Here is a 20339-nt window from a genome sequence, read left to right on the forward strand (position 1 = left end):
TTTTTTATGGATTCAGGTGTTTAATTTAATAGGCATCAGCCGACAGTTGCTAAACACCTTAAGGATGAGGTGACCATGAAACCGATCAGCGACATCAATACGCCCTCCGACATGTCCGCCTTCTGGATGCCGTTCACCGCCAACCAGCAGTTCAAGGCGGCGCCGCGCATCCTGAAGTCGGCAGAGGGGATGTATTATCACTCAGAGGATGGCCGCAAGATACTGGATGGCACAGCCGGACTCTGGTGTTGCAACGCGGGCCATGGTCGGCGCGAGATTGCCGAGGCGGTCTCCCAGCAGATTTCCCACCTCGATTTTGCCCCCACTTTCCAGATGGGCCACCCCCTGCCGTTCGAGCTGGCCAACCGGCTGGTGGAGATCGCTCCCAAGGGGTTTGGCCACGTCTTCTATACCAACTCCGGTTCCGAGTCGGTCGATACCGCGCTGAAAATCGCGCTGGCCTGGCAGCGGGCTCGCGGTCAGGGCACCCGCACCCGGCTGATTGGTCGCGAGCGTGGCTATCACGGGGTCGGCTTTGGCGGTATCTCGGTGGGGGGGATTCCCGGCAACCGCAAGTGGTTCGGCTCCCTGCTGACCGGGGTGGATCATCTGCCCCATACCCTCAACATCGCCAAGAACGCCTTCACCAAAGGGCTGCCCGAGGAGGATGTGGCGCTGGCCGACGAGCTGGAGAAGATCGTCTTCCTGCACGATGCCAGCAATATCGCGGCGGTGATCGTCGAGCCCATCGCTGGCAGTACCGGCGTGCTGATGCCCCCCAAAGGCTACCTCAAGCGGCTGCGGGAGATTTGCACCAAGCACGGCATCCTGCTGATTTTTGACGAGGTGATCACCGGTTTCGGTCGCCTCGGCTCCCCCTTCGCCGCACAGGAGTTCGATGTCATCCCCGACATGATCACTTGCGCCAAGGGGCTGACCAACGGCGCCATCCCCATGGGGGCGGTGCTGGTGCAGAAGCACATTTATGACGACATGATGGCGGCAGGCAAGGGGGCTATCGAGCTGTTCCACGGCTACACCTATTCCGGTCATCCGGTGGCTGCGGCTGCAGGGCTCGCAACCCTCGAGATCTATCGCAACGAGAACCTGCTCAGCCGCGCCGCAGATCTGGCTGGCTACTGGGAGGAGGCGGCCCATTCGCTGAAGGGCTGCAAGCATGTGAAGGATGTACGCAACTACGGGCTGGTGGCGGGTATCGAGCTGGAATCGATGCCGGATGCACCGGGCAAGCGCGCCTACGAGGTGTTTGTTCGCTGCTTCGAGAAGGGGGCGCTGATCCGGGTGACCGGCGACATCATCGCCCTGTCTCCACCGCTCATCATCGAGCGCAGCCAGATCGACGATCTCTTCACCCTGCTGCAGGATGTATTGCAGGCACAACCCTAACCCATTTGATGGCCCCGCACTGGCGGGGCCTTGCGCTGCCTCGTTTTGACGAGCGCTGCGCCACCACGAATCAGTCATCACGGAGGATACATGACATACAGGGTCAGCAACTTCATCAATGGCCAGCTGCAGGAGAGTCGTAGCGAGCGCCAGGGGGCCATCTTCAATCCCGCCTGCGGCAAGCAGCAGGGGAGCGTCGGGCTTTCCAGCGCCGCCGAGTGTCAGGAGGCGATCGCCATCGCCGAGCGCGCCTTCGCCGAGTGGTCGCAAACCCCGCCGCTGGTGCGGGCCAGGGTCTTTTTCCGCTTCAAGGAGTTGATGGAGCAGCACAGGGACGAGCTGGCCCAGCTCATCAGCCGCGAGCATGGCAAGGTCTTCTCCGATGCGCAGGGTGAGTTGACCCGCGGGCTGGAGGTGGTGGAGTTTGCCTGCGGCATTCCCCATCTGCTCAAGGGGGAGCACTCCCTCAACGTCGGCCGCGGGGTGGACAGCTACTCCATGATGCAGCCGGTCGGGGTTTGCGCCGGTATCACGCCGTTCAACTTCCCGGCCATGGTGCCGCTCTGGATGTTCCCGGTCGCCATTGCCTGCGGCAACACCTTTATCCTCAAACCCTCCGAGAAGGATCCCTCCCTCTCGCTGCGGATGGCCGAGCTGCTCAAGGAGGCCGGTCTGCCGGATGGCGTGCTCAACGTGGTGAACGGTGACAAGGAGGTGGTGGATGTGCTGCTGACCGATCCGCGGGTCGGCGCTGTATCGTTTGTCGGTTCGACCCCCATCGCCCAGTACATCTATGCTACCGCTTCGGCCCACGGCAAGCGGGTGCAGGCGCTGGGCGGCGCCAAGAATCACATGGTGGTGATGCCGGATGCGGATCTCGATCAGGCGGTCTCCGCCCTGATGGGTGCCGCTTATGGTGCCGCTGGCGAGCGCTGTATGGCCATTTCGGTGGCGGTGGTGGTAGGTGACGAGACCGCCGATGCGCTGGTGGCCAGGCTGACGCCGCTGGTGGAAAAACTGCGAGTCGGCCCGGGGCTGGGCCAGAGCCCGGAGAACGAGATGGGGCCGCTGATCAGCCGGGAGCATCTGGCCAAGGTGCGCGGTTACGTGGATCAGGGGGTGGCCGAAGGGGCCGCGCTGCGGGTCGATGGCCGCACGCTGAACCACGAGGAGGGGTACTTTATCGGTGGCTGCCTGTTTGACGAGGTGACCGCCGAGATGCGCATCTACCGTGAGGAGATTTTCGGCCCTGTGCTCTCCATCGTGCGGGTGCCGGACTACGAGACGGCGCTGCGGCTCATCAACGAACACGAGTACGGCAACGGCACCGCCATCTTTACCTGTGACGGCGACACCGCACGGGACTTCACGGCGCGGGTGCAGGTCGGTATGGTAGGGGTGAACGTCCCCATTCCGGTGCCGATGGCGTTTCACAGCTTTGGCGGCTGGAAGCGCTCCATCTTCGGGCCACTCAATATGCACGGGCCGGACGGGGTTCGCTTCTATACCCGGATGAAGACGGTGACGGCGCGCTGGCCCCAGAGCCTGCGCAGTGGTGCCGAGTTCTCCATGCCGACCATGAAGTGACGCGCTGGCGCGTGTTCATGGCCTAACCTCTTGCCCCCGCCGGTCGTTGATTGGCGGGGGCGAACTCTGTAAAGGAACAACAGATGCGATTGGGAATTCTCGATTGTGACCGGCTCGATCCCGATCTGGCGGATCGTTTTGGCCCCGTTTACTCCGAGATGTTTATCAGGGGCTTTGCGGCCCTGGCCCCCGAACTGGAATTTCGGGTCTGGTCGGCTCTTGATGGGGAATTGCCGGATGATCTGCACGAGTGCGATGCCTGGCTTATCACCGGTTCGCGTCACGACGCTTACAGCGATATCCCCTGGATTCAGGCGTTGCGAGCCTGGATCCGCCAGGCGCACGATGCCGACGTCAAGCTGGCCGGCATCTGCTTCGGTCATCAGGTGATCGCCCAGGCGCTGGGCGGCGAGGTGGTGAAGTCCACCAAGGGGTGGGGGCTGGGGGTGGCGGTTCATCCCATGCTGGCGGATGCGCCCTGGATGGCGCCGGCGCGAGATCAGATCCGTATTCTGGCGAGCCATCAGGATCAGGTGGCCCTGCTGCCGCCGGGGGCGACCCGGCTGGCGGGCAATGATTTTTGTCCCAACTTCATGTTTTTGCAGGGGGATCACATTGTCGCCATTCAGGGGCATCCGGAGTTCTCGGTGGAGTACAACCGGGCGCTGATCGAGCGGCGCCGTGGCCTGTTGCCCGACGAGCGCTACCAGAGCAGCCTCTCCTCGCTGGAGGGGGAGGTGGATTCGGCGACCATGATGCAGTGGCTGCTGCAGTTTCTGGGGATCCTGCCGCTGCGGGCTGGCGCGGCCTGAGCCCGGTTTGTCAGCCACCCCTTCGGATGCTAGATTTTGTAGCAAAATGAAGGATCAAGCGCTGAGATGTCGGGATCGGATGGTACACTGGCCGCCCATGTGGCGGCCTGTTTGTCTGGCTTGATTGCCGTCCCGGCCTGAGCCAAACCAGTGTGAGAGTGTGACGCCTTGAAACTACAGCAATTGAAGTATTTGATCGCGATCCGGGACCACAACCTCAATGTGTCCGTTGCTTCCGATGCGCTTTTCACCAGTCAGCCGGGGGTCAGCAAACAGATCGGCCTGCTGGAGAGCGAGCTGGGGGTGCGGATCTTCGAGCGCCGTGGCAAGCACCTGCACCGCATCACGCCGGTGGGGGAAGAGATCATCAAGTGTGCCGAGGCGATGCTCAATATCGAGAGCAAGATCAAGGCGATCTCCCGCGAGTATCTGGATCCGACCGTGGGCACCCTCAATATTCACACCACCCACACCATCGCCCGCTATCTGCTGCCCAAGTCGGTCACCTACTTCACCAAGAAGTATCCCAAGATCTCGTTCCACCTCCATCCGGTGATGTCGGCGAGCAAGGAGCAGATCAGCAAGGGTTACTCCGATTTCTCCATCGTTGCCCACGAGATTGGCTTTGACAAGGAGCTGATCGCGCTGCCTGCCTACCTCTGGACCCTCTCGCTGGTGGTGCCGCAGGATCACCCGCTGGCCAAGGTGAAGAAGCCGACCCTGGAGCAGCTCTGCCACTACCCGATCCTCAGCTACGAGAGTGGTGCCACCGGTCGTCAGGTGCAGGACGAGGTGTTTCAAGCGGCTGGTCTCACTCCGAGCTACTACATGACGGTGATGGATGCCGGGGTGATCAAGCGCTACGTGGAGCTGGGCTTTGGCATCGGCATCATCTCCTCGCTGGTCGCCAACGATACCGATGCATCCGGGCTGGTCTCCATCAATCTGGAGCACCTGTTCAAGCCCTGTCCGGCGCAGATCTGTTTCAGCAAGAGCATCCTGCTGCAGAACTACATGTATGACTTCATCAGCTCCTTCTCGCCCCACCTCACCAAAGAGGTGATCCAGAGCGTGATGCAGCAGCCGAGTCAGGCGCGTATCGACGAGCTGCTGGCCGGGGTGGAGTTGCCCATCTATTGATCCCGATCGGATTCCCGATCGCTGCCGGTTGTCTCTTCTGTCAGGCTGGGCTCTACTCGGGGTTCAGCCTGTCTCTTTTGGGCTATCTCCATCGTTCGAGGTCTATATGTCCCGCATTCTGCTGCTTGCCAATCTCAACTGTGATCATGTGCTCTCCCTCTCCGAACCGCTGGTTGCGGGGGCCCGGCTGCAATACGTGGATCAGGGACGCAGGCTCGGCGGCGGCGCGGCCAACACCGGCATCGGGCTGGTGTGGGCGGGCCACGAGGTGACTATCGCTTCCCGCATCGGGCTGGATGAGACCGGCGACTGGCTGCTGGAGCAAGCGGCCGGTTACGGGCTGGATTGCAGCCATGTGGAGCGCTTTGGCGGCGAGACCGGCGAGCTGCTGATCCTGGTGGACTCCACCGGCGAGCGCACCATACTGCGTCGCCCGCGGCGTCCCGATCTGCCCGGCGATCTGCCGCTGGAGGGGGTGGATTGCCTCTATGTGAACTATCCCGGCACCGCCATCATCAGCTACATGCGCCAGATGCTCGGCAAGAGCTTCGTGGTGGCCCAGTATCCCAAGGGCGGCCAAGCGCGCCGCCCCTGCCACGTGCTGGTGGCCTCCCGTTCCGATCTCGGCGAGGTGAGCGACCCCTGGCAACATGCCCGCCAGCTGGCGGGGGAGCAGCTCGAATGGCTGGTACTGACTGAAGGCAAGGCAGGGGCCGTCGCCATCCACGGTGAGGAGCAGATCCGGGTCGCCGCCCGCCCGGTCTCGGTGGTCGATACCACGGGGGCGGGAGATGCCTTCGCCGGTGGATTGATCCACGGTCTGGCACGGGGCATGGCGATCAAGGATGCGTTGCAGTGTGCAGTGGACTGGGGCGCGTTTGCCGTCGCCTCCGAGAGCTCCATCCCCTCGGTTGCGCTGAAAAACTGGCTGAAACAGCCTCACTGAACCACCTCTCTGCCGGTCGATTCAGGGGCGGTTCGCGGGCCATATGGCTGCTGCTCGAAGGGCTTTGGTGAGGGGGGTGATTCGGGAGATTTACCCGCCATAAAGCGGGTAAACGCCGGGCTAACCCGGCAAGTTTGCGATCAATCAAAGAAAGTGTCGATTTATGTGCATCTTCATCGACACCCGGTTGTGCTGCTCTTAACCTGTCACTCCGCAACTCAGATTAAGAGACAGGCCCCCCTCTGGCGAACCAATGGGAAAACAGAGGCAAACCGGTTGTCTCCTGCCTCTTAGCTCAATGTTGTCGTCCTGATTCCTGGCTTGTAGTAAGAGGCAAGTGCGACCATGCAACTGACACGATTTACCGACTACGCCCTGCGTACCCTGACCTTCCTGGCGGTTCAGCCGGGGGATCGTCTGTCGACCATTACCGAAGTGGCCGATACCTTCGGCATCTCTCGCAACCACGTGGTCAAAATTGTGCACCAGCTTGGTATCAAGGGGTACATCGAGACGGTACGCGGCAAGCACGGTGGCATCCGCCTCGGTCGCTCGGCGGTCTCCATCAATTTGCGGGATGTGGTGATGGACATGGAGCATGTGCTCTGTCCGGTCGATTGCAAGCGGGAGAACTGCCGTCTCTCCGGCGGCTGCCGTATTCAGGGCATTCTGCGTCGCGCCATGAACGCCTTTCTCGAAGTGCTGGGCGAGTACACCCTGGCCGATGCGGTGCGCGATCCCAACCGTCTCTGCCACCTGCTGGGTATCGAGCAAGAGACGATTGTGACCATGGCCTGACGGGGCGCGGGATAACGAACAAGATGTGAAAGGGGCCTGATGGCCCCTTTTGCTTTTGTACGCAGATGGTTTTTAACGACTGCCTGGCTGGCGGATCAGGGTGATGGCGCCGTGCAGGCAGGCGAGGCCGCAGGCACCGCAGCCATTGCAGGCATCCATATTGACGTTGATGCCGTCGGCGGTGGCCTTGATCGCCTGTTGGGGGCAGGCATCTTCACAGAGCAGGCAGTAGAAGCCCTGCCGTGCCTGACAGCTCTCTTCAATCTGGACCCGGGTCTGCACCTGTCGACCCAGTTGCAGATCGAGGGCGCCGGTGGGACAGGCTCTGGCGCAGCTGCCGCAGTAGCTGCACTGGCCGCAGGCAAGATCGAGCACCGGCGTACCGGCGATGGGGCTCCCCTCGTACTCCTCCTGGGTGGCCGGTTTGAGCAGACCGCGCGGGCAGGCCTTGAAGCACTCGCCACAGCGGGTGCAGAGGGAGAGGTACTGGGACTCCTCGATGGCCCACGGCGGGCGCGCTTCATGGCAAACCACGGCGGGCTTGCGGGAAGCTTGCCAACCTTGTGTCAGCCAACGGAGGAAATAGTGAGTCATGCTCGCCCCTGATACCTATTAGGGGTTAATTTTATCGAAGTTTCGGCAAGCAGGCCAGAGAATAGCGGCCGTCAGGATCGCAAGCGCAGTTGCCCTTGTGTAAGCTAGGCGGGTCTTTTTACGTGGTTGAATGAAAACATATGTGGCTATTTCTCTGGCGTGCGTCCCTGCTCTATGTCTTTCCCCTGCTGATGTGGGCCTACTGCCGCATCAAGGATATCGAGTTCGCCGAGCTCGATACCGGCGTCAACACTCACAAGTGGGTGGTGCTGGCCGTCTACCTCATCTACGTGGTGATCTGGATTTTGGTTAACCGCTATCTCGAACTGTTCCTGCGTCAGCGGAGCCGCAAATGATCGACCCCGGGCTCTGGGGAATCTTGTTGCCCGCCGCCGTGCTGGCCCTCGGACTGGGCTGGCTGATCGGGCAGCGAGCCGCCACGGCGCAGGCTCAGGAGCTGATGCTGGCGCAGGAGCGTTATCAGGCGCTGCAGGATCGCTTCGACGAGTTGCAGGATGAGCGGATGCAAGGCCAGCAGAAGCTGGATCAGCAGCAGACCCTGCTCATCAAGCTCACCGCCCGCCTCAAGGATGCGGAAGCGACCTTGCGCAGCGAGCGGCTGGCCGCCGCCGAGAAGCTGCAACTGCAACAGGAGGCGGAGCAGCGCCTTAGCCAGCAGTTCGAGAACCTTGCCAACCGGATCTTCGAGCAAAACTCCGGTAACTTCCGCGAGTTGAACCAGAACAGCCTCGATCTGTTGCTCACACCGCTCAAAGAGCAGCTCGAGGGCTTTCGCCGTCAGGTGGGTGAGACCCACGCCCAGGAGACAGCCCAGCGCCACAGCCTCAAGTTCGAGCTGGAGCGCCTCGCCGAGCTCAACGCCCGCATGACCGAAGAGGCGGCCGCCCTGACCCGCGCCCTCAAGGGCGACAGCAAGCAGCAGGGCAACTGGGGAGAAGTGGTGCTGGCACGGATCCTCAGTGAGTGCGGTCTGCGCGAAGGTCACGAGTACCACACCCAGGTCAATATCGAGGTGGAGAAGGGCAAGCGCTACCAGCCCGACGTGATCGTCCACCTGCCACAAGAGAAAGACATCATCATCGACGCCAAGGTGTCACTGACCGCCTACGAGCGCTGGTACAACGCCGATGACGAGCTGGAGAAGGCGGTGGCGCTGAAAGAGCACGTCGCCTCGGTGCGCAACCATATCCGCGAGCTGGGCCGCAAGGATTACCAGCAGCTGCCCGGGGTGCGCACCCTCGATTATGTGCTGATGTTCGTGGCGGTGGAGCCCGCCTTCCTCACCGCGATGGAAGCCGATCCCTCGCTGGTGCGTTACGGTCTCGACAACAACATTCTGCTGGTGAGCCCCACCAACCTGATGGTGGCGCTGCGCACCATCGAGAACCTGTGGCGCTACGAGCGGCAGAACCAGAATGCCCGCCAGATTGCCGAGCGGGCCGGTCGCCTCTACGAGAAGCTGCGGCTGTTTGTCGAGGAGATGCAGCAGATGGGGGGCAGCTTGCACAAGGCGCAGGAGAGTTACGACAAGGCGATGGGGCGACTGGTCAACGGCCGTGGCAACCTGATTGCGCAGGTCGAGCGTTTCCGTGAGCTGGGGGTGGAGGTGACCAAGAGCCTGCCCGAGCCGCTGGTGGAGCGCGCGCTGGAGCGCGACAAGGAGCAGGAGTAGTTTTCCCCTGCACCGCCATCAGCAAAAGGCCCAAACACGGTTTGGGCCTTTTGCTATCTACCGTCTGCCTAGCGCCTACCCATCTTCAGAACTCCGTAAATAACAACGGCCCACCGAAGTGGGGCGTTTTTATTTGTACTGCTGGTGTTAATCAGCGGCTGGCAGCGCGGGCGCTCAGCTCTGCTTTCTCGCTATCGCTCAGGAAGGCCAGGGTCAGGCCGTTCTGCTGGGCGGTGCGGATTTCGCTCGCCGTCATGCCAGCGGCCGGAGCGGCCACCTCATATTCGTGGGGCAGGTCGATGCCCTCTACTGCCGGGTCGTCGGTGTTGAGGCAGGCCAGTACACCGGCAGCCAGGAACTGGCGGATCGGGTGCTCGGTCAGGCTCGCTACCGTAGTGGTCTGGATGTTGGAGGTGAGGCAGGATTCGATGCCGATGCGGTGTTCGGCCAGATAGGCCATCAGGGCCGGATCCTGAATCGCTTTGACGCCGTGGCCGATACGCTCGGCGCCCAGCTCGCGAATGGCCTGCCACATGCTCTCGGGGCCAGCGGCTTCACCGGCGTGCACCGTGACGCGCAGGCCCGCATCGCGCACCTTGCGGAAGTGGTCGGTAAAGAGGGTGCCCGGGAAGCCCAGCTCGTCACCGGCCAGATCGATGGCGACCAGCTTGTCGCGGTGGGCCAGACAGGCGGCCAGCTCCTGATTGCACTGCTCGGTGCCGAAGGTGCGGCTCATGATGCCGATCAGGTTGGTCTTGATGCCGAAGTCGCGGCTGCCAGCGGCCACGCCGTCGATAATGGCTTCCACCACGCCCTGCGGGTGCAGTTTGTGGGCCATCGCCATGTAGGCTGGGCTGAAACGCAGCTCGGCATAGTCGATACCGGCGCGCAGCAGATCTTCCACGTTTTCGTAGGCGACCCGGCGGCAGGCGTCATAGTCGGCCAGCACGGCCACGCCCCAATCCAGCTTCTTGAGGAAGGCGACCAGACTCGGCTCGTTCTCGACGATCTGTACGTGGGGGCGCAGCGCTTCCAGCTCGAAGGCGGGCAGCGCGATATTGTGTTGGCGACCCAGCTCGAGGATGGTTTGCGGGCGGATGTTGCCGTCCAGATGGCGGTGCAGGTCGGTCAGGGGGAGAGATCTGTCAATCATGGTTGGCGCCCTAGTCGAGTCAGGTTTGAAAGCCTGCCATTCTAGGCGGGGCTTTCAAAAAAGATACCCCGTTTACGGTTAAACGGGGTGCTTGCGGGCAGTGATTTGTCAGGGCGTGATGGGAATCGTTTTTCCCGGGGACTCAGGAGAGATCGAGTTCCTTCAGCTTGCGGGTCAGGGTGTTGCGACCCCAGCCAAGCAGGCGCGCCGCTTCCTGTTTGTGGCCGTGGGTGTGTTCCAGCGCCGTCTCCAGCATGATCCGTTCGAACTGGGGCATGGCATCGGCCAGGATATCGATCTCGCCCAGCGCCAACTTGCTGGCCACCCACTCCTGCAACTGCTGCTGCCAGCAGCCGGGCATCGCCGGTTGACCGGGTTCGGCACTGTTGGTGATGGGGGTGAGCAGCTCGGCAGGCAGATCGCCGACCAGCACCTCCTGCCCCGAAGCCATCACGGTGAGCCAGCGGCAGACGTTCTCCAGCTGGCGCACGTTGCCCGGCCAGGGCAAACGGCTGATATAGGCCTGGGTATCCGGGTGCAGGCTCTTGGCCTCGACGTTCAGCTCCTTGGCGGCGCGCAGCAGGAAGTGGCGGGCCAGCTGGGGGATATCCTCGCGGCGCTCCTTGAGGGCGGGGATGTGGATGCGGATGACGTTGAGGCGGTGGAACAGATCTTCGCGAAACTCGCCATCGGCCACTCTTTTCTCCAGATTCTGGTGGGTGGCGGCGATGATCCGCACATCCACCTGCACCGGCTGGTGGCCGCCGACCCGGTAGAATTGGCCATCGGCCAGCACCCGCAACAGCCGGGTCTGCACATCCAGCGGCATGTCGCCGATCTCGTCGAGAAACAGGGTACCGCCGTCGGCCTGCTCGAAGCGGCCGTGGCGGATGTTGTTGGCGCCGGTGAAGGCCCCCTTCTCGTGACCGAACAGCTCGGATTCGATGAGATCTTTCGGAATAGCCGCCATGTTGAGGGCGATGAAGTTCTTGTGGGCGCGCGGGCTGTGCTTGTGCAGCGCATGGGCGACCAGCTCCTTGCCGGTGCCGCTCTGGCCGTTGATCAGCACCGAGATGCTGGAGCGCGACAGGCGGCCGATGGCGCGGAACACCTCCTGCATCGCCGGTGCCTCGCCGATGATCTCGGGAGTGGCGGTGGCTTCTTGCTGGCGAGACTTGCGCTTGGTGCGCTGCTCCTTGAGGTGATTTTCGGCGCGGCGCACCAGGGTCACCGCTTCGTCGATATCGAACGGCTTGGGCAGGTACTCGAAGGCACCGCGCTGGTAGGCGTTGACCGCGCTGTCGAGATCCGAGTGGGCGGTCATGATGATGATGGGCAGATCGGCCTGACGGCGGTGGATCTGCTCCAGCAGGCTCAGGCCGTCGATGCCGGGCATCCGGATATCGGAGAGGATCACATCGGGCGAGCGCAGCTCAAGGGCGTGCAGCAGCGCTTCGCCATCGGCAAAGCTCTCGCAGTTGAAGCCTTCGCTGCCGAGAGTGCGCTCCAGCACCCAGCGGATAGAACTGTCGTCATCGACGATCCACACTTTGGCGGTCATGGGGTTCCCTTACTTGCGAAGCGGTAGAAAAATGGTGAATTCGGTGTGACCCGGCCAGCTGATGCAGTCAATCCGTCCCTTGTGCTGGTCGATCAGGTTCTGGGCGATGGAGAGGCCGAGCCCGGTACCTCCCTCCTTGCCGGTGATCATCGGGTAGAACAGGGTGTCGCGGATGGCATCGGGAATGCCGGGGCCGTTGTCGATGATCTTGATCTCCGCCGCCAGCCGGTAGCGTTGGCCGTGGATGGTGATCTGGAACGCGGTGCGAGTCTTGATGCGGATAAGCCCGGTCTGATCGCCCAGCGCTTCGGCGGCGTTGCGCACTATGTTGAGAAACGCCTGCTGCAGCTGATCCGGCTCCATCTCGAATTCGGGGATGCTGGGGTCGTAATCCCGCTCGATGCGAACAGAGGGGGGCAGCTCCAGCTCCACCAGTCGACGTACCTGCTCCAGCACCGAATGGACATTGTGCATCTGGTGGCGGCCGGGGCGCTGGGGGCCGAGCAGCCTATCGACCAGCACCCGCAGCCGGTCGGCCTGCTCGATGATGATGCCGGTATATTCGCGCAGCGCCGGGTCCGGCAACTCTTTTTGCAGCAGCTGGGCCGCGCCGCGCAGGCCGCCGAGGGGATTCTTGATCTCGTGGGCCAGGCCGCGCACCAGCTCCTTGGCCGCCAGCTGTTGGGCATGTTGCTGCTGCTCCTGGCTGATCTTCTTCTGCTGGTCGATCTTGCGCAGCTCCACCACCAGCAGGCGCTGTTCATGGTCAGCCATGGGCGTTGCACTCAGTTCTACCAACCGCGGTTCTCCCTCTACCACCAGGGTCACTTCGCTATCGGTAAAGCCCTGCCCTGAAATGAGGCACTGTTTCAGCCGTTGCAGGTCGAGGGAGATATGTTCCAGCAGATGGGGCAGTTCGATACCGATCAGCCTGCGTTCACTGAGGGAGAGCAGCTGTTCAGCCGCCGGGTTGACGAATTGGATGCTGAGCCGCTCATCCATCAGGATCACGGCGGTCAGCAAATTATCCAAGAGTGTTTTGGCGTTGTCCGAGCGGGTTGGCACAGGTTTCTCCCTAAAACGGTGCTACACACCTGTTATGCACCGATATGGTGCATAGAGTTTACCCGCATCGGTGCGCTATATCACCCCTAGTCGGCTTTGGGGGTGGGTTTGGGAGCCGGCGTCACGCTCGCTCTATGCAGGTAAAAGGTGACTGCACTGGATTTAGCAAGGATCGTACCGTCTTTGGCGAGCAGCTCGAGCTGAGCCTCGTGGGCGCCGCGATCAACGTTCTCGACGCGGATCGACAGGCTGTTGTTGACGATGGGGGCAGCCTTGCCATCCAGGATCAGGCGCACATCATACTGGGTCGGTGGTTTCGGACTGATATTGCCCTGAAAGACGATGTTGCCGGTGTTGTCGCGCAGCGTGCTGCCCTGTTCCGGGGAAAGCAGTTCGATGGCCAGCTTGGCTGCTTCTTTTTCCTTCTTGGCATCGGCGCCGGTCAGGCTGTTGAAGTTGTCCACCTGCACCGATTTGGGCGTGCTGCTGCCCAGCAGCGGGGCGACCCGCAGATCGACCTCTTTGGCACTCTTGTTTGGCGGTGGTGCATCCGTGTAGTGGGTGATGCCATTGCCATCGACCCAGGAGTAGACCTTGGCCGCATCTGCCCCGAACGAGGTCAGTAACAGCAGGGTGAGCACCCCTAAAACATGCTTGTTGTTCATCCATCTCTCCTTGACGGTCATTTTCTTAATCCTATCAGAGAAAAAACCCGCCAGATGGCGGGTTTTGTCACGATTAAGCAAGCTGGCCGGATTTAAATGGGCAGCCTGTTCTGGCTTAGACGGAGTAGTACAGTTCGAACTCCAGCGGGTGCGGGGTCATGCGCACACGGTCAACATCCTGCTGTTTCAGTTCCAGGTAGGAGTTGATGAAGTCATCGCTGAACACGCCACCACGGGTCAGGAACTCGCGATCGCTATCCAGAGCAGCCAGCGCTTCGTCCAGAGAACCGGCAACGGTCGGTACTTCTGCGGCTTCTTCCGGCGGCAGGTCATACAAGTTCTTGTCCATGGCATCGCCCGGATGGATCTTGTTGATGATACCGTCCAGACCGGCCATCAGCTGGGCTGCGAAGGCCAGGTACGGGTTGGCAGCCGGATCCGGGAAGCGCACTTCGATACGACGGGCTTTCGGGCTCGGTACTACCGGGATGCGGATGGAGGCAGAGCGGTTGCGGGCAGAGTAGGCCAGCATGACCGGTGCTTCATAACCCGGAACCAGACGCTTGTAGGAGTTGGTGGTCGGGTTGGCGAAGGCGTTGATGGCCTTGGCGTGCTTGATGATACCGCCGATGTAGTGCAGAGCCATTTCGGACAGGCCGCCATACAGGTCGCCAGCGAACAGGTTGACGCCGTTCTTGGCCAGAGACTGGTGGCAGTGCATGCCGGAGCCGTTGTCACCGAACATGGGTTTCGGCATGAAGGTAACGGTCTTGTTGTAGGCGTGGGCCACGTTGTGGATCACGTACTTCAGCACCTGCACTTCGTCAGCTTTCAGCGTAAGAGTATTAAAGCGGGTAGCGATCTCGTTCTGACCGGCAGTGGCCACTTCGTGGTGGTGAGCTTCAACAACCTGGCCCATCTCTTCCAGCACCAGACACATGGCGGCGCGGATATCCTGGGAGGAGTCGACCGGCGCAACCGGGAAATAACCGCCTTTCACGAACGGACGGTGACCCTTGTTGCCATGCTCATAGGCAGTGCCGGAGTTCCATGCGGCTTCTTCAGATTCGATTTTTACGAAGCTGTGGCCCATGGTGTTCGAGAAGGTGATGTTGTCGAACATGAAGAATTCCGGCTCCGGCCCGAACAGCACGGTGTCAGCGATGCCGCTGGCTTTCAGGAAATCTTCGGCACGCTTGGCAATGGAGCGCGGATCGCGGTCGTAGCCCTGCATGGTGGCAGGCTCCAGCACGTCACAAACGATGTTCAGCGTGGTCTCTTCGGTGAACGGGTCCAGCTTGGCGGAGGCTGCGTCCGGCATCAGTACCATGTCGGATTCGTTGATGCCTTTCCAGCCACCGATGGAGGAACCATCGAACATCTTGCCGTCTTCGAAGAAATCTTCATCAACCTGGTGAGCAGGGATGGATACATGCTGCTCTTTACCCTTGGTGTCGGTAAAGCGCAGATCAACAAACTTGACTTCGTGTTCCTGGATCAGGGCCAATACGTTCTGGGCTGACATGCTAAGTAACCTCCGGTGTTAAAACTCTCTGGGTGAATGCGTCGTCACATTCACATAAGCCAGTATCGTGCCAAGTTTGTGACAGCTTGATTTCAGGGCAATCCCGCTGATGAGGCTCCCCAAAATCAGGCGTTCTCGACTCGTGTTGCATCAATTTAGTGCAGTGGTGGATCGTTTTGGTGCGCTATAATGGTGCGCAAAATACGGCCACCGCCCATCTAAGCAGGGTTTGTCGGGGAGGTCTATGATCCAGATCCGTTGTTGTGCGCGAATGTACTGCAATTCTGCTAGGCAGATCACAAAGGCGAGAGTACAATTAGCGCCCAATTTTACCCGGTGATTTGAGGCGAGAATGTTAGAGAATTTACGCAATATTGCGATTATTGCGCACGTTGACCACGGCAAAACGACTCTGGTTGATAAGCTGCTGCAGCAATCCGGTACTCTGGATCGCACCAGCGAAGGTCAGGAACGGATCATGGACTCCAATGATCTGGAACGGGAACGTGGCATCACCATTCTCGCCAAGAACACTGCGATCCGCTGGAACGACTACCGCATCAACATCGTTGATACCCCGGGTCACGCCGACTTCGGTGGTGAAGTTGAGCGCGTACTGTCCATGGTTGACTCCGTGCTGCTGCTGGTTGACGCCGTAGATGGCCCGATGCCGCAAACCCGTTTCGTGACCCAGAAAGCGTTCGCTCAGGGTCTGAAGCCGATCGTGGTCATCAACAAGATCGACCGTCCGGGTGCTCGTCCTGACTGGGTAATGGATCAGGTATTCGACCTGTTCGACAACCTGGGCGCGACTGACGAACAGCTGGATTTCAAAGTTGTTTACGCCTCTGCACTGAACGGTTGGGCCACCATGGATCAGGACGTCGAGTCCGAGAACATGGAGCCGCTGTTCCAGGCTATCGTTGACAACGTAGAAGCCCCGGCGGCGGATGCCGACGGTGGTTTCCAGATGCAGATTTCCCAGCTGGACTACAACTCCTACGTCGGCGTTATCGGTATCGGCCGTATCACCCGTGGTCGCGTCAAGACCAACCAGCAAGTCACCATCGTTGGTGCTGACGGCAAAACCCGTAACGGTAAAGTCGGCCAGGTGCTGGGTTACCTGGGCCTGTCCCGTACTGAAGTTACCGACGCGCAAGCGGGTGACATCATCGCCATCACCGGTCTGGGCGAGCTGAAAATCTCCGACACCATCTGTGACAACGGTGCTGTTGAAGCCCTGCCGCCGCTCTCCGTTGACGAGCCGACCGTGAACATGACCTTCCAGGTCAACACCTCACCGTTCGCCGGTAAAGAAGGCAAGTTCGTGACCTCCCGTAACATTCTGGAGCGTCTGAACCAGGAGCTGGTCCACAACGTGGCCCTGCGCGTGGAAGAGACTGATGATCCGGACAAGTTCCGCGTATCCGGTCGTGGTGAACTGCACCTCTCCATCCTGATCGAAAACATGCGTCGCGAAGGTTACGAACTGGCTGTGTCTCGTCCGGAAGTAATCCTGCGTACCGTTGACGGCGTTCTGCAAGAACCGTTCGAAACCGTAACCGTGGACGTTGAAGAAGCGCACCAGGGTTCCGTGATGGAGCAACTGGGTCTGCGTAAAGGCGAAATGACCAACATGACGCCGGATGGCAAGGGTCGTGTCCGTCTTGACTTCATGATCCCGAGCCGTGGCCTGATCGGTTTCCAGACCGAGTTCATGACCATGACCTCCGGTACCGGTCTGCTGTACCACACCTTCGACCATTACGGTCCGCACAAGGGTGGCAGCATCGGCGAGCGTCAGAACGGCGTGCTGATCTCCAACGCAACCGGTAAGGCCCTGACTTACGCCCTGTTCGGTCTGCAAGACCGCGGTCGTCTGTTCATCGGTCACGCGACCGAAGTGTACGAAGGCCAGGTGATCGGTATTCACTCCCGTTCCAACGACCTGACTGTTAACTGCCTGAAGGGCAAACAGCTGACCAACATGCGTGCCTCCGGTACCGACGAAGCCCAAGTGCTGACTCCGCCGATCCGCATGACTCTGGAACAGGCTCTCGAGTTCATCGACAACGACGAACTGGTAGAAGTGACTCCGAAGAACATCCGTATCCGCAAGAAATTGCTGACCGAGATGGACCGCAAGCGCTCCGGCCGTGGTTAATGCCATGCGCTGAGTCTCGGCAGCCCTCGTGGCCGCTGACGGTTCACTGATAAACGGACCCAAACCTCTGGTTTGGGTCCGTTTTTTTATGCGTGTGCTCCGCTCTGGCCATCTATGTGAGGTCGTTCAGGCCATCCGGCAATGGGTGATGAATGGGCCGATAAGCGCTGAGCAAAGTCGTGGGGATGGGTGAGATAACAAAGCCGCAGCGGGTGAGCGCTGCGGCTTTTTGCTGGCATGCAGAAGGGGTTACTGGCGCCAGAAGGAGGGGAAGAAGAGTACGGCGACCGTCAGGATCTCCAGCCGTCCCAGCAGCATGCCAAACGACAGCAGCCACTTGGCTGATTCCGGCAGGCTGGCAAAGTTGGTGCTGGGGCCAACCACAGGGCCCATGCCCGGGCCGACGTTGGCGACGGCGGTGATGGAGCTGGAGATGGAGGTGAGGGGATCGAGCCCGATGGCGGCCAGCAGCGCGGCGATCACCAGAATGATGGCGAAGTAGGCCAGCACGAAGGAGATCATCGAGCGGATGATGGCGTCATTGACCGTCCGGCCGTTGTATTTCTGCGGGAACACGGCGGAGGGGTGCATCAGCTGGCGCATCTGCTTTCTGAACAGGGCGAAGGCTACCTGCACCCGGAAGATCTTCAGACCACCCGCAGTGGAGCCGGAGCAGGCTCCCAGCGCCAGCAGCACGATGAAGACGATGCTGGCGAGCGGGCCCCAGGTGCCGAAGTCACCGAGACCGAAGCCGGTGGTGGTGAGTACCGAGACGATGTTGAAGCAGCTGATGCGCAGGGCATCCATAAAGCTGAACAGATCCCGCTGCCACAGATAGAGGGTCATGATGGCGGTGACCCATACCACCAGCCAGAAGAAGCCGCGCACCTGGGCATCCTTGAACAGGCTGTAGTCCCTGTGGTTAAGGCTCTGCACATAGAGCAGGAAGGGCAAGCCGCCAAGGAACATGAACAGGGTGCCAATCCAGTGTGCCGAGTTGGAGAAGTGGGACATGGATTGATCGGAGGTGGAGTAACCGCCGGTACTGAGGGTGGTCATGGCGTGGTTAATCGCCTCGAACATGTTCATGCCGCTGGCCCAGTAGGCCATGAAGCAGAGCATGGAGAGCACCAGATAGACCACGACGATGTTGTTGGCCACCGTCTTGGCCCGCGGCGCGCTTTTGTCTGACCAGTCCGAGCTCTCGGTCTGGAACAGCTTCATACCGCCGACGTTGAGGTAGGGCAGTACGGCAACCGCCATCACGATAAAGCCGACCCCGCCCAGCCACTGCAAGATGGAGCGCCACAACAGGATGCTGTGGGCCATGTTGTCGAGGCCGGAGAGCACGGTGGAGCCCGTGGTGGTGACCCCCGACATGGTCTCGAAGTAGGCGTCGGTAAAGTTGATGTGGGTGATGAAGACAAAGGGCAGCGCGCCGAAGGCACAGGCCACTACCCAGACCGAGGTGGTGAGCAGGAACATCTCCCGCACCCCCAGATGAAACTCCGCCTTGCGGCCGTAGTGGAGGCAGAGAAGGGCGGCGCCGTGGGTGATCAGCACGGACTTGAGAAACTCGACAAATCCCTCTGACCCGGTGAGCAGTGCCAGCAAGGTGGGCAGCCACATGAAGAGCGCCAGCTTGGAGAGCACCAGCCCCAGGGTGAAGATAATGGGACGCAGCTTGATCATGTTCGATAACCTGGTCGTTGATTAACAAAAGACCCGGACCATCCCCTTGGAGGAGCTGAGCCGGGTCTGGTTTGACAGCCTGTGCGCATGAAGACGTTACAGGAAGAAGGGGCTTGGCTGGAACAGCCGCTCTACTTCCGGGATGTACTTCTTGTCCACCAGGAACATGACCACGTGGTCATCCTGCTGGATCTTGGTGCGATCGTGAGCGATTAGTACCTCATCCCCGCGCACCACGGCACCGATGGTGGTGCCCGGCGGCAGCTTGAGTTCGCCCACCGTCTTGCCGACCACCTTGGAGGTGTTCTCGTCGCCGTGGGCGATCGCCTCGATCGCCTCGGCCGCACCGCGGCGCAGGCTGTAGACGTTGGCGATATCGGCCCGGCGCACGTGGGTCAACAGCGCCGAGATGGTGGCCTGCTGCGGCGAGATGGCGATATCGATGGAGCCACCCTGCACCAGATCGACGTAGGCGCCGCGCTGGATCAGCACCATGGTCTTCTTGGCGCCCATCTTCTTGGCGAGCAGCGCCGACATGATGTTGGCCTCGTCCTCGTTGGTCACGGCGATGAAGACGTCGATCTGATCGATGTGCTCCTCGGCCAGCAGCTCCTGATCCGCCGCATCGCCGCAGAAGACGATGGTGTTCTCCAGCAGTTCGGAGAGCTGCTCCGCTCGCTTCTGGTTGCGCTCGATAAGCTTGACGCTGTAGCGCTTCTCCAGCTGGCGGGCGAGGCCGGCGCCGATGTTGCCGCCACCGACGATCATGATACGGCGGTAAGGGCTCTCGAGGCGCTGCAGCTCCGACATCACGGCGCGGATATGGCCCGCGGCGGCAACGAAGAAGACCTCGTCATCCGCTTCGATGATGGTGGTGCCTTGCGGACGGATCGGACGGCCCTGACGGAAGATGGCCGCTACACGAGTCTCGATGTTGGGCATGTGCTCGCGCAGGGTGGAGAGGGCATTGCCCACCAGCGGGCCGCCGTAGTAGGCCTTGACCGCCACCAGACCAACGCGACCACCTGCAAAATCAACCACCTGCAGGGCACCCGGATACTCGATCAGGCGACGTACATAGTCGGTCACCAGCTGTTCCGGCGCGATCAGGTGATCCACCGGCACCGATTCCGGCAGGAACAGACGATCCCGCTCGGTCAGATAGGCGGGCGAGCGGATCCGCGCCACCTTGTTCGGGGTGTTGAACAGGGAGTAGGCCACCTGACAGGCGATCATGTTGGTCTCGTCACTGTTGGTGACGGCAACCAGCATGTCGGCATCCTGGGCCCCCGCTTCGCGCAGCACCCTGGGGTGGGCGCCGTGACCATTGACCACCCGCAGGTCAAACTTGTCCTGCAGCTCGCGCAGCCGTTCGCTGTCGGTATCGACGATGGTGATGTCGTTGTTCTCCCCGGCCAGGTTCTCGGCCAGGGTGCCGCCGACCTGGCCGGCTCCCAAAATGATGATCTTCATAGGGAACGTCTACTCACGTTGATGCAGTAAAGGGGCGTGCCGCCAGCATGGCGGCTACCCCGGG

Annotated in this window: 17 protein-coding genes; 9 read left to right on the forward strand and 8 right to left on the reverse strand. The window is 61.0% G+C overall.

Going from position 1 to position 20339, the window contains the following annotated elements; genetic code table 11:
• Positions 1 to 75 precede the first annotated feature (75 nt).
• The 6 genes from I6G90_RS16885 to I6G90_RS16910 all read left to right on the forward strand — a co-directional run bounded on the left by I6G90_RS16885 (position 76) and on the right by I6G90_RS16910 (position 6690).
• A complete protein-coding gene (locus I6G90_RS16885; protein WP_042062437.1) occupies positions 76 to 1407 on the forward strand; it encodes an aspartate aminotransferase family protein in 1332 nt (443 codons plus the stop codon).
• A 90-nt stretch (positions 1408 to 1497) separates the two neighbouring features.
• Positions 1498 to 2994, forward strand: coding sequence for a CoA-acylating methylmalonate-semialdehyde dehydrogenase (locus tag I6G90_RS16890; protein ID WP_197928426.1), 1497 nt, complete (start codon positions 1498 to 1500; stop codon positions 2992 to 2994).
• A gap of 83 nt (positions 2995 to 3077) precedes the next feature.
• Complete coding sequence (locus I6G90_RS16895) at positions 3078 to 3806, forward strand: glutamine amidotransferase-related protein (RefSeq protein ID WP_197928428.1); 729 nt, start codon at positions 3078 to 3080, stop codon at positions 3804 to 3806.
• Between the two features lie 168 nt (positions 3807 to 3974).
• The gene (locus I6G90_RS16900; protein WP_182970176.1) at positions 3975 to 4946 is read left to right on the forward strand and encodes a LysR substrate-binding domain-containing protein; all 972 of its coding nucleotides are present in this window, start codon (positions 3975 to 3977) and stop codon (positions 4944 to 4946) included.
• 106 nt (positions 4947 to 5052) lie between these two features.
• Complete coding sequence (locus I6G90_RS16905) at positions 5053 to 5892, forward strand: PfkB family carbohydrate kinase (RefSeq protein ID WP_042062429.1); 840 nt, start codon at positions 5053 to 5055, stop codon at positions 5890 to 5892.
• Positions 5893 to 6237: 345 nt separating this feature from the next.
• Positions 6238 to 6690 carry an Rrf2 family transcriptional regulator gene (locus I6G90_RS16910; protein WP_005339654.1) on the forward strand — a complete coding sequence of 151 codons (453 nt, stop codon included), beginning with the start codon at positions 6238 to 6240 and terminating at the stop codon, positions 6688 to 6690.
• A 72-nt stretch (positions 6691 to 6762) separates the two neighbouring features.
• On the opposite strand, the gene I6G90_RS16915 is transcribed toward I6G90_RS16910, so the two are convergent.
• Entirely contained in the window at positions 6763 to 7284 is a 522-nt protein-coding gene (locus I6G90_RS16915; protein WP_005339657.1) for a ferredoxin-type protein NapF, read from the reverse strand.
• A 140-nt stretch (positions 7285 to 7424) separates the two neighbouring features.
• Here I6G90_RS16915 and I6G90_RS16920 point away from each other — a divergent pair, with 140 nt between their 5' ends.
• Both I6G90_RS16920 and rmuC read left to right on the forward strand, forming a co-directional pair.
• Positions 7425 to 7640, forward strand: coding sequence for a hypothetical protein (locus I6G90_RS16920; protein ID WP_197928430.1), 216 nt, complete (start codon positions 7425 to 7427; stop codon positions 7638 to 7640).
• Positions 7637 to 8977: a DNA recombination protein RmuC gene (gene rmuC / locus I6G90_RS16925; RefSeq protein WP_197928432.1), complete on the forward strand. Its 1341-nt coding sequence runs from the start codon at positions 7637 to 7639 to the stop codon at positions 8975 to 8977. The genes I6G90_RS16920 and rmuC overlap by 4 nt, the downstream gene beginning before the upstream one ends.
• 151 nt (positions 8978 to 9128) lie before the next feature.
• Here the strand turns inward: rmuC and add are convergent, their stop codons facing one another.
• From add to glnA, 5 genes are all read right to left on the reverse strand, one after another.
• Positions 9129 to 10130 carry an adenosine deaminase gene (add, locus tag I6G90_RS16930; RefSeq protein ID WP_100647087.1) on the reverse strand — a complete coding sequence of 334 codons (1002 nt, stop codon included), beginning with the start codon at positions 10128 to 10130 and terminating at the stop codon, positions 9129 to 9131.
• A 142-nt stretch (positions 10131 to 10272) separates the two neighbouring features.
• Positions 10273 to 11691, reverse strand: coding sequence for a nitrogen regulation protein NR(I) (glnG, locus tag I6G90_RS16935; protein WP_042062424.1), 1419 nt, complete (start codon positions 11689 to 11691; stop codon positions 10273 to 10275).
• Between the two features lie 9 nt (positions 11692 to 11700).
• Positions 11701 to 12756, reverse strand: coding sequence for a nitrogen regulation protein NR(II) (glnL, locus tag I6G90_RS16940; protein WP_197928434.1), 1056 nt, complete (start codon positions 12754 to 12756; stop codon positions 11701 to 11703).
• 86 nt (positions 12757 to 12842) lie between these two features.
• Positions 12843 to 13421 (reverse strand): DUF4124 domain-containing protein, encoded by a 579-nt coding sequence (locus tag I6G90_RS16945; RefSeq protein WP_139409732.1) that lies wholly within the window; start codon positions 13419 to 13421, stop codon positions 12843 to 12845.
• Between the two features lie 115 nt (positions 13422 to 13536).
• Complete coding sequence (gene glnA, locus I6G90_RS16950; protein WP_197928436.1) at positions 13537 to 14946, reverse strand: glutamate--ammonia ligase; 1410 nt, start codon at positions 14944 to 14946, stop codon at positions 13537 to 13539.
• 352 nt (positions 14947 to 15298) lie between these two features.
• On the opposite strand from glnA, the gene typA reads away from it, so the two are divergent.
• Positions 15299 to 17110, forward strand: coding sequence for a translational GTPase TypA (typA, locus tag I6G90_RS16955; protein WP_042062420.1), 1812 nt, complete (start codon positions 15299 to 15301; stop codon positions 17108 to 17110).
• Positions 17111 to 17359: 249 nt separating this feature from the next.
• On the opposite strand, the gene I6G90_RS16960 is transcribed toward typA, so the two are convergent.
• Complete coding sequence (locus I6G90_RS16960; protein WP_042657333.1) at positions 17360 to 18802, reverse strand: TrkH family potassium uptake protein; 1443 nt, start codon at positions 18800 to 18802, stop codon at positions 17360 to 17362.
• Between the two features lie 96 nt (positions 18803 to 18898).
• Entirely contained in the window at positions 18899 to 20275 is a 1377-nt protein-coding gene (trkA, locus tag I6G90_RS16965; protein WP_042062417.1) for a Trk system potassium transporter TrkA, read from the reverse strand.
• Positions 20276 to 20339: the final 64 nt, after the last annotated feature.

The sequence above is a fragment of the Aeromonas allosaccharophila genome (genome assembly GCF_016026615.1).
GTDB classification, from domain to species: Bacteria; Pseudomonadota; Gammaproteobacteria; order Enterobacterales; family Aeromonadaceae; genus Aeromonas; species Aeromonas allosaccharophila.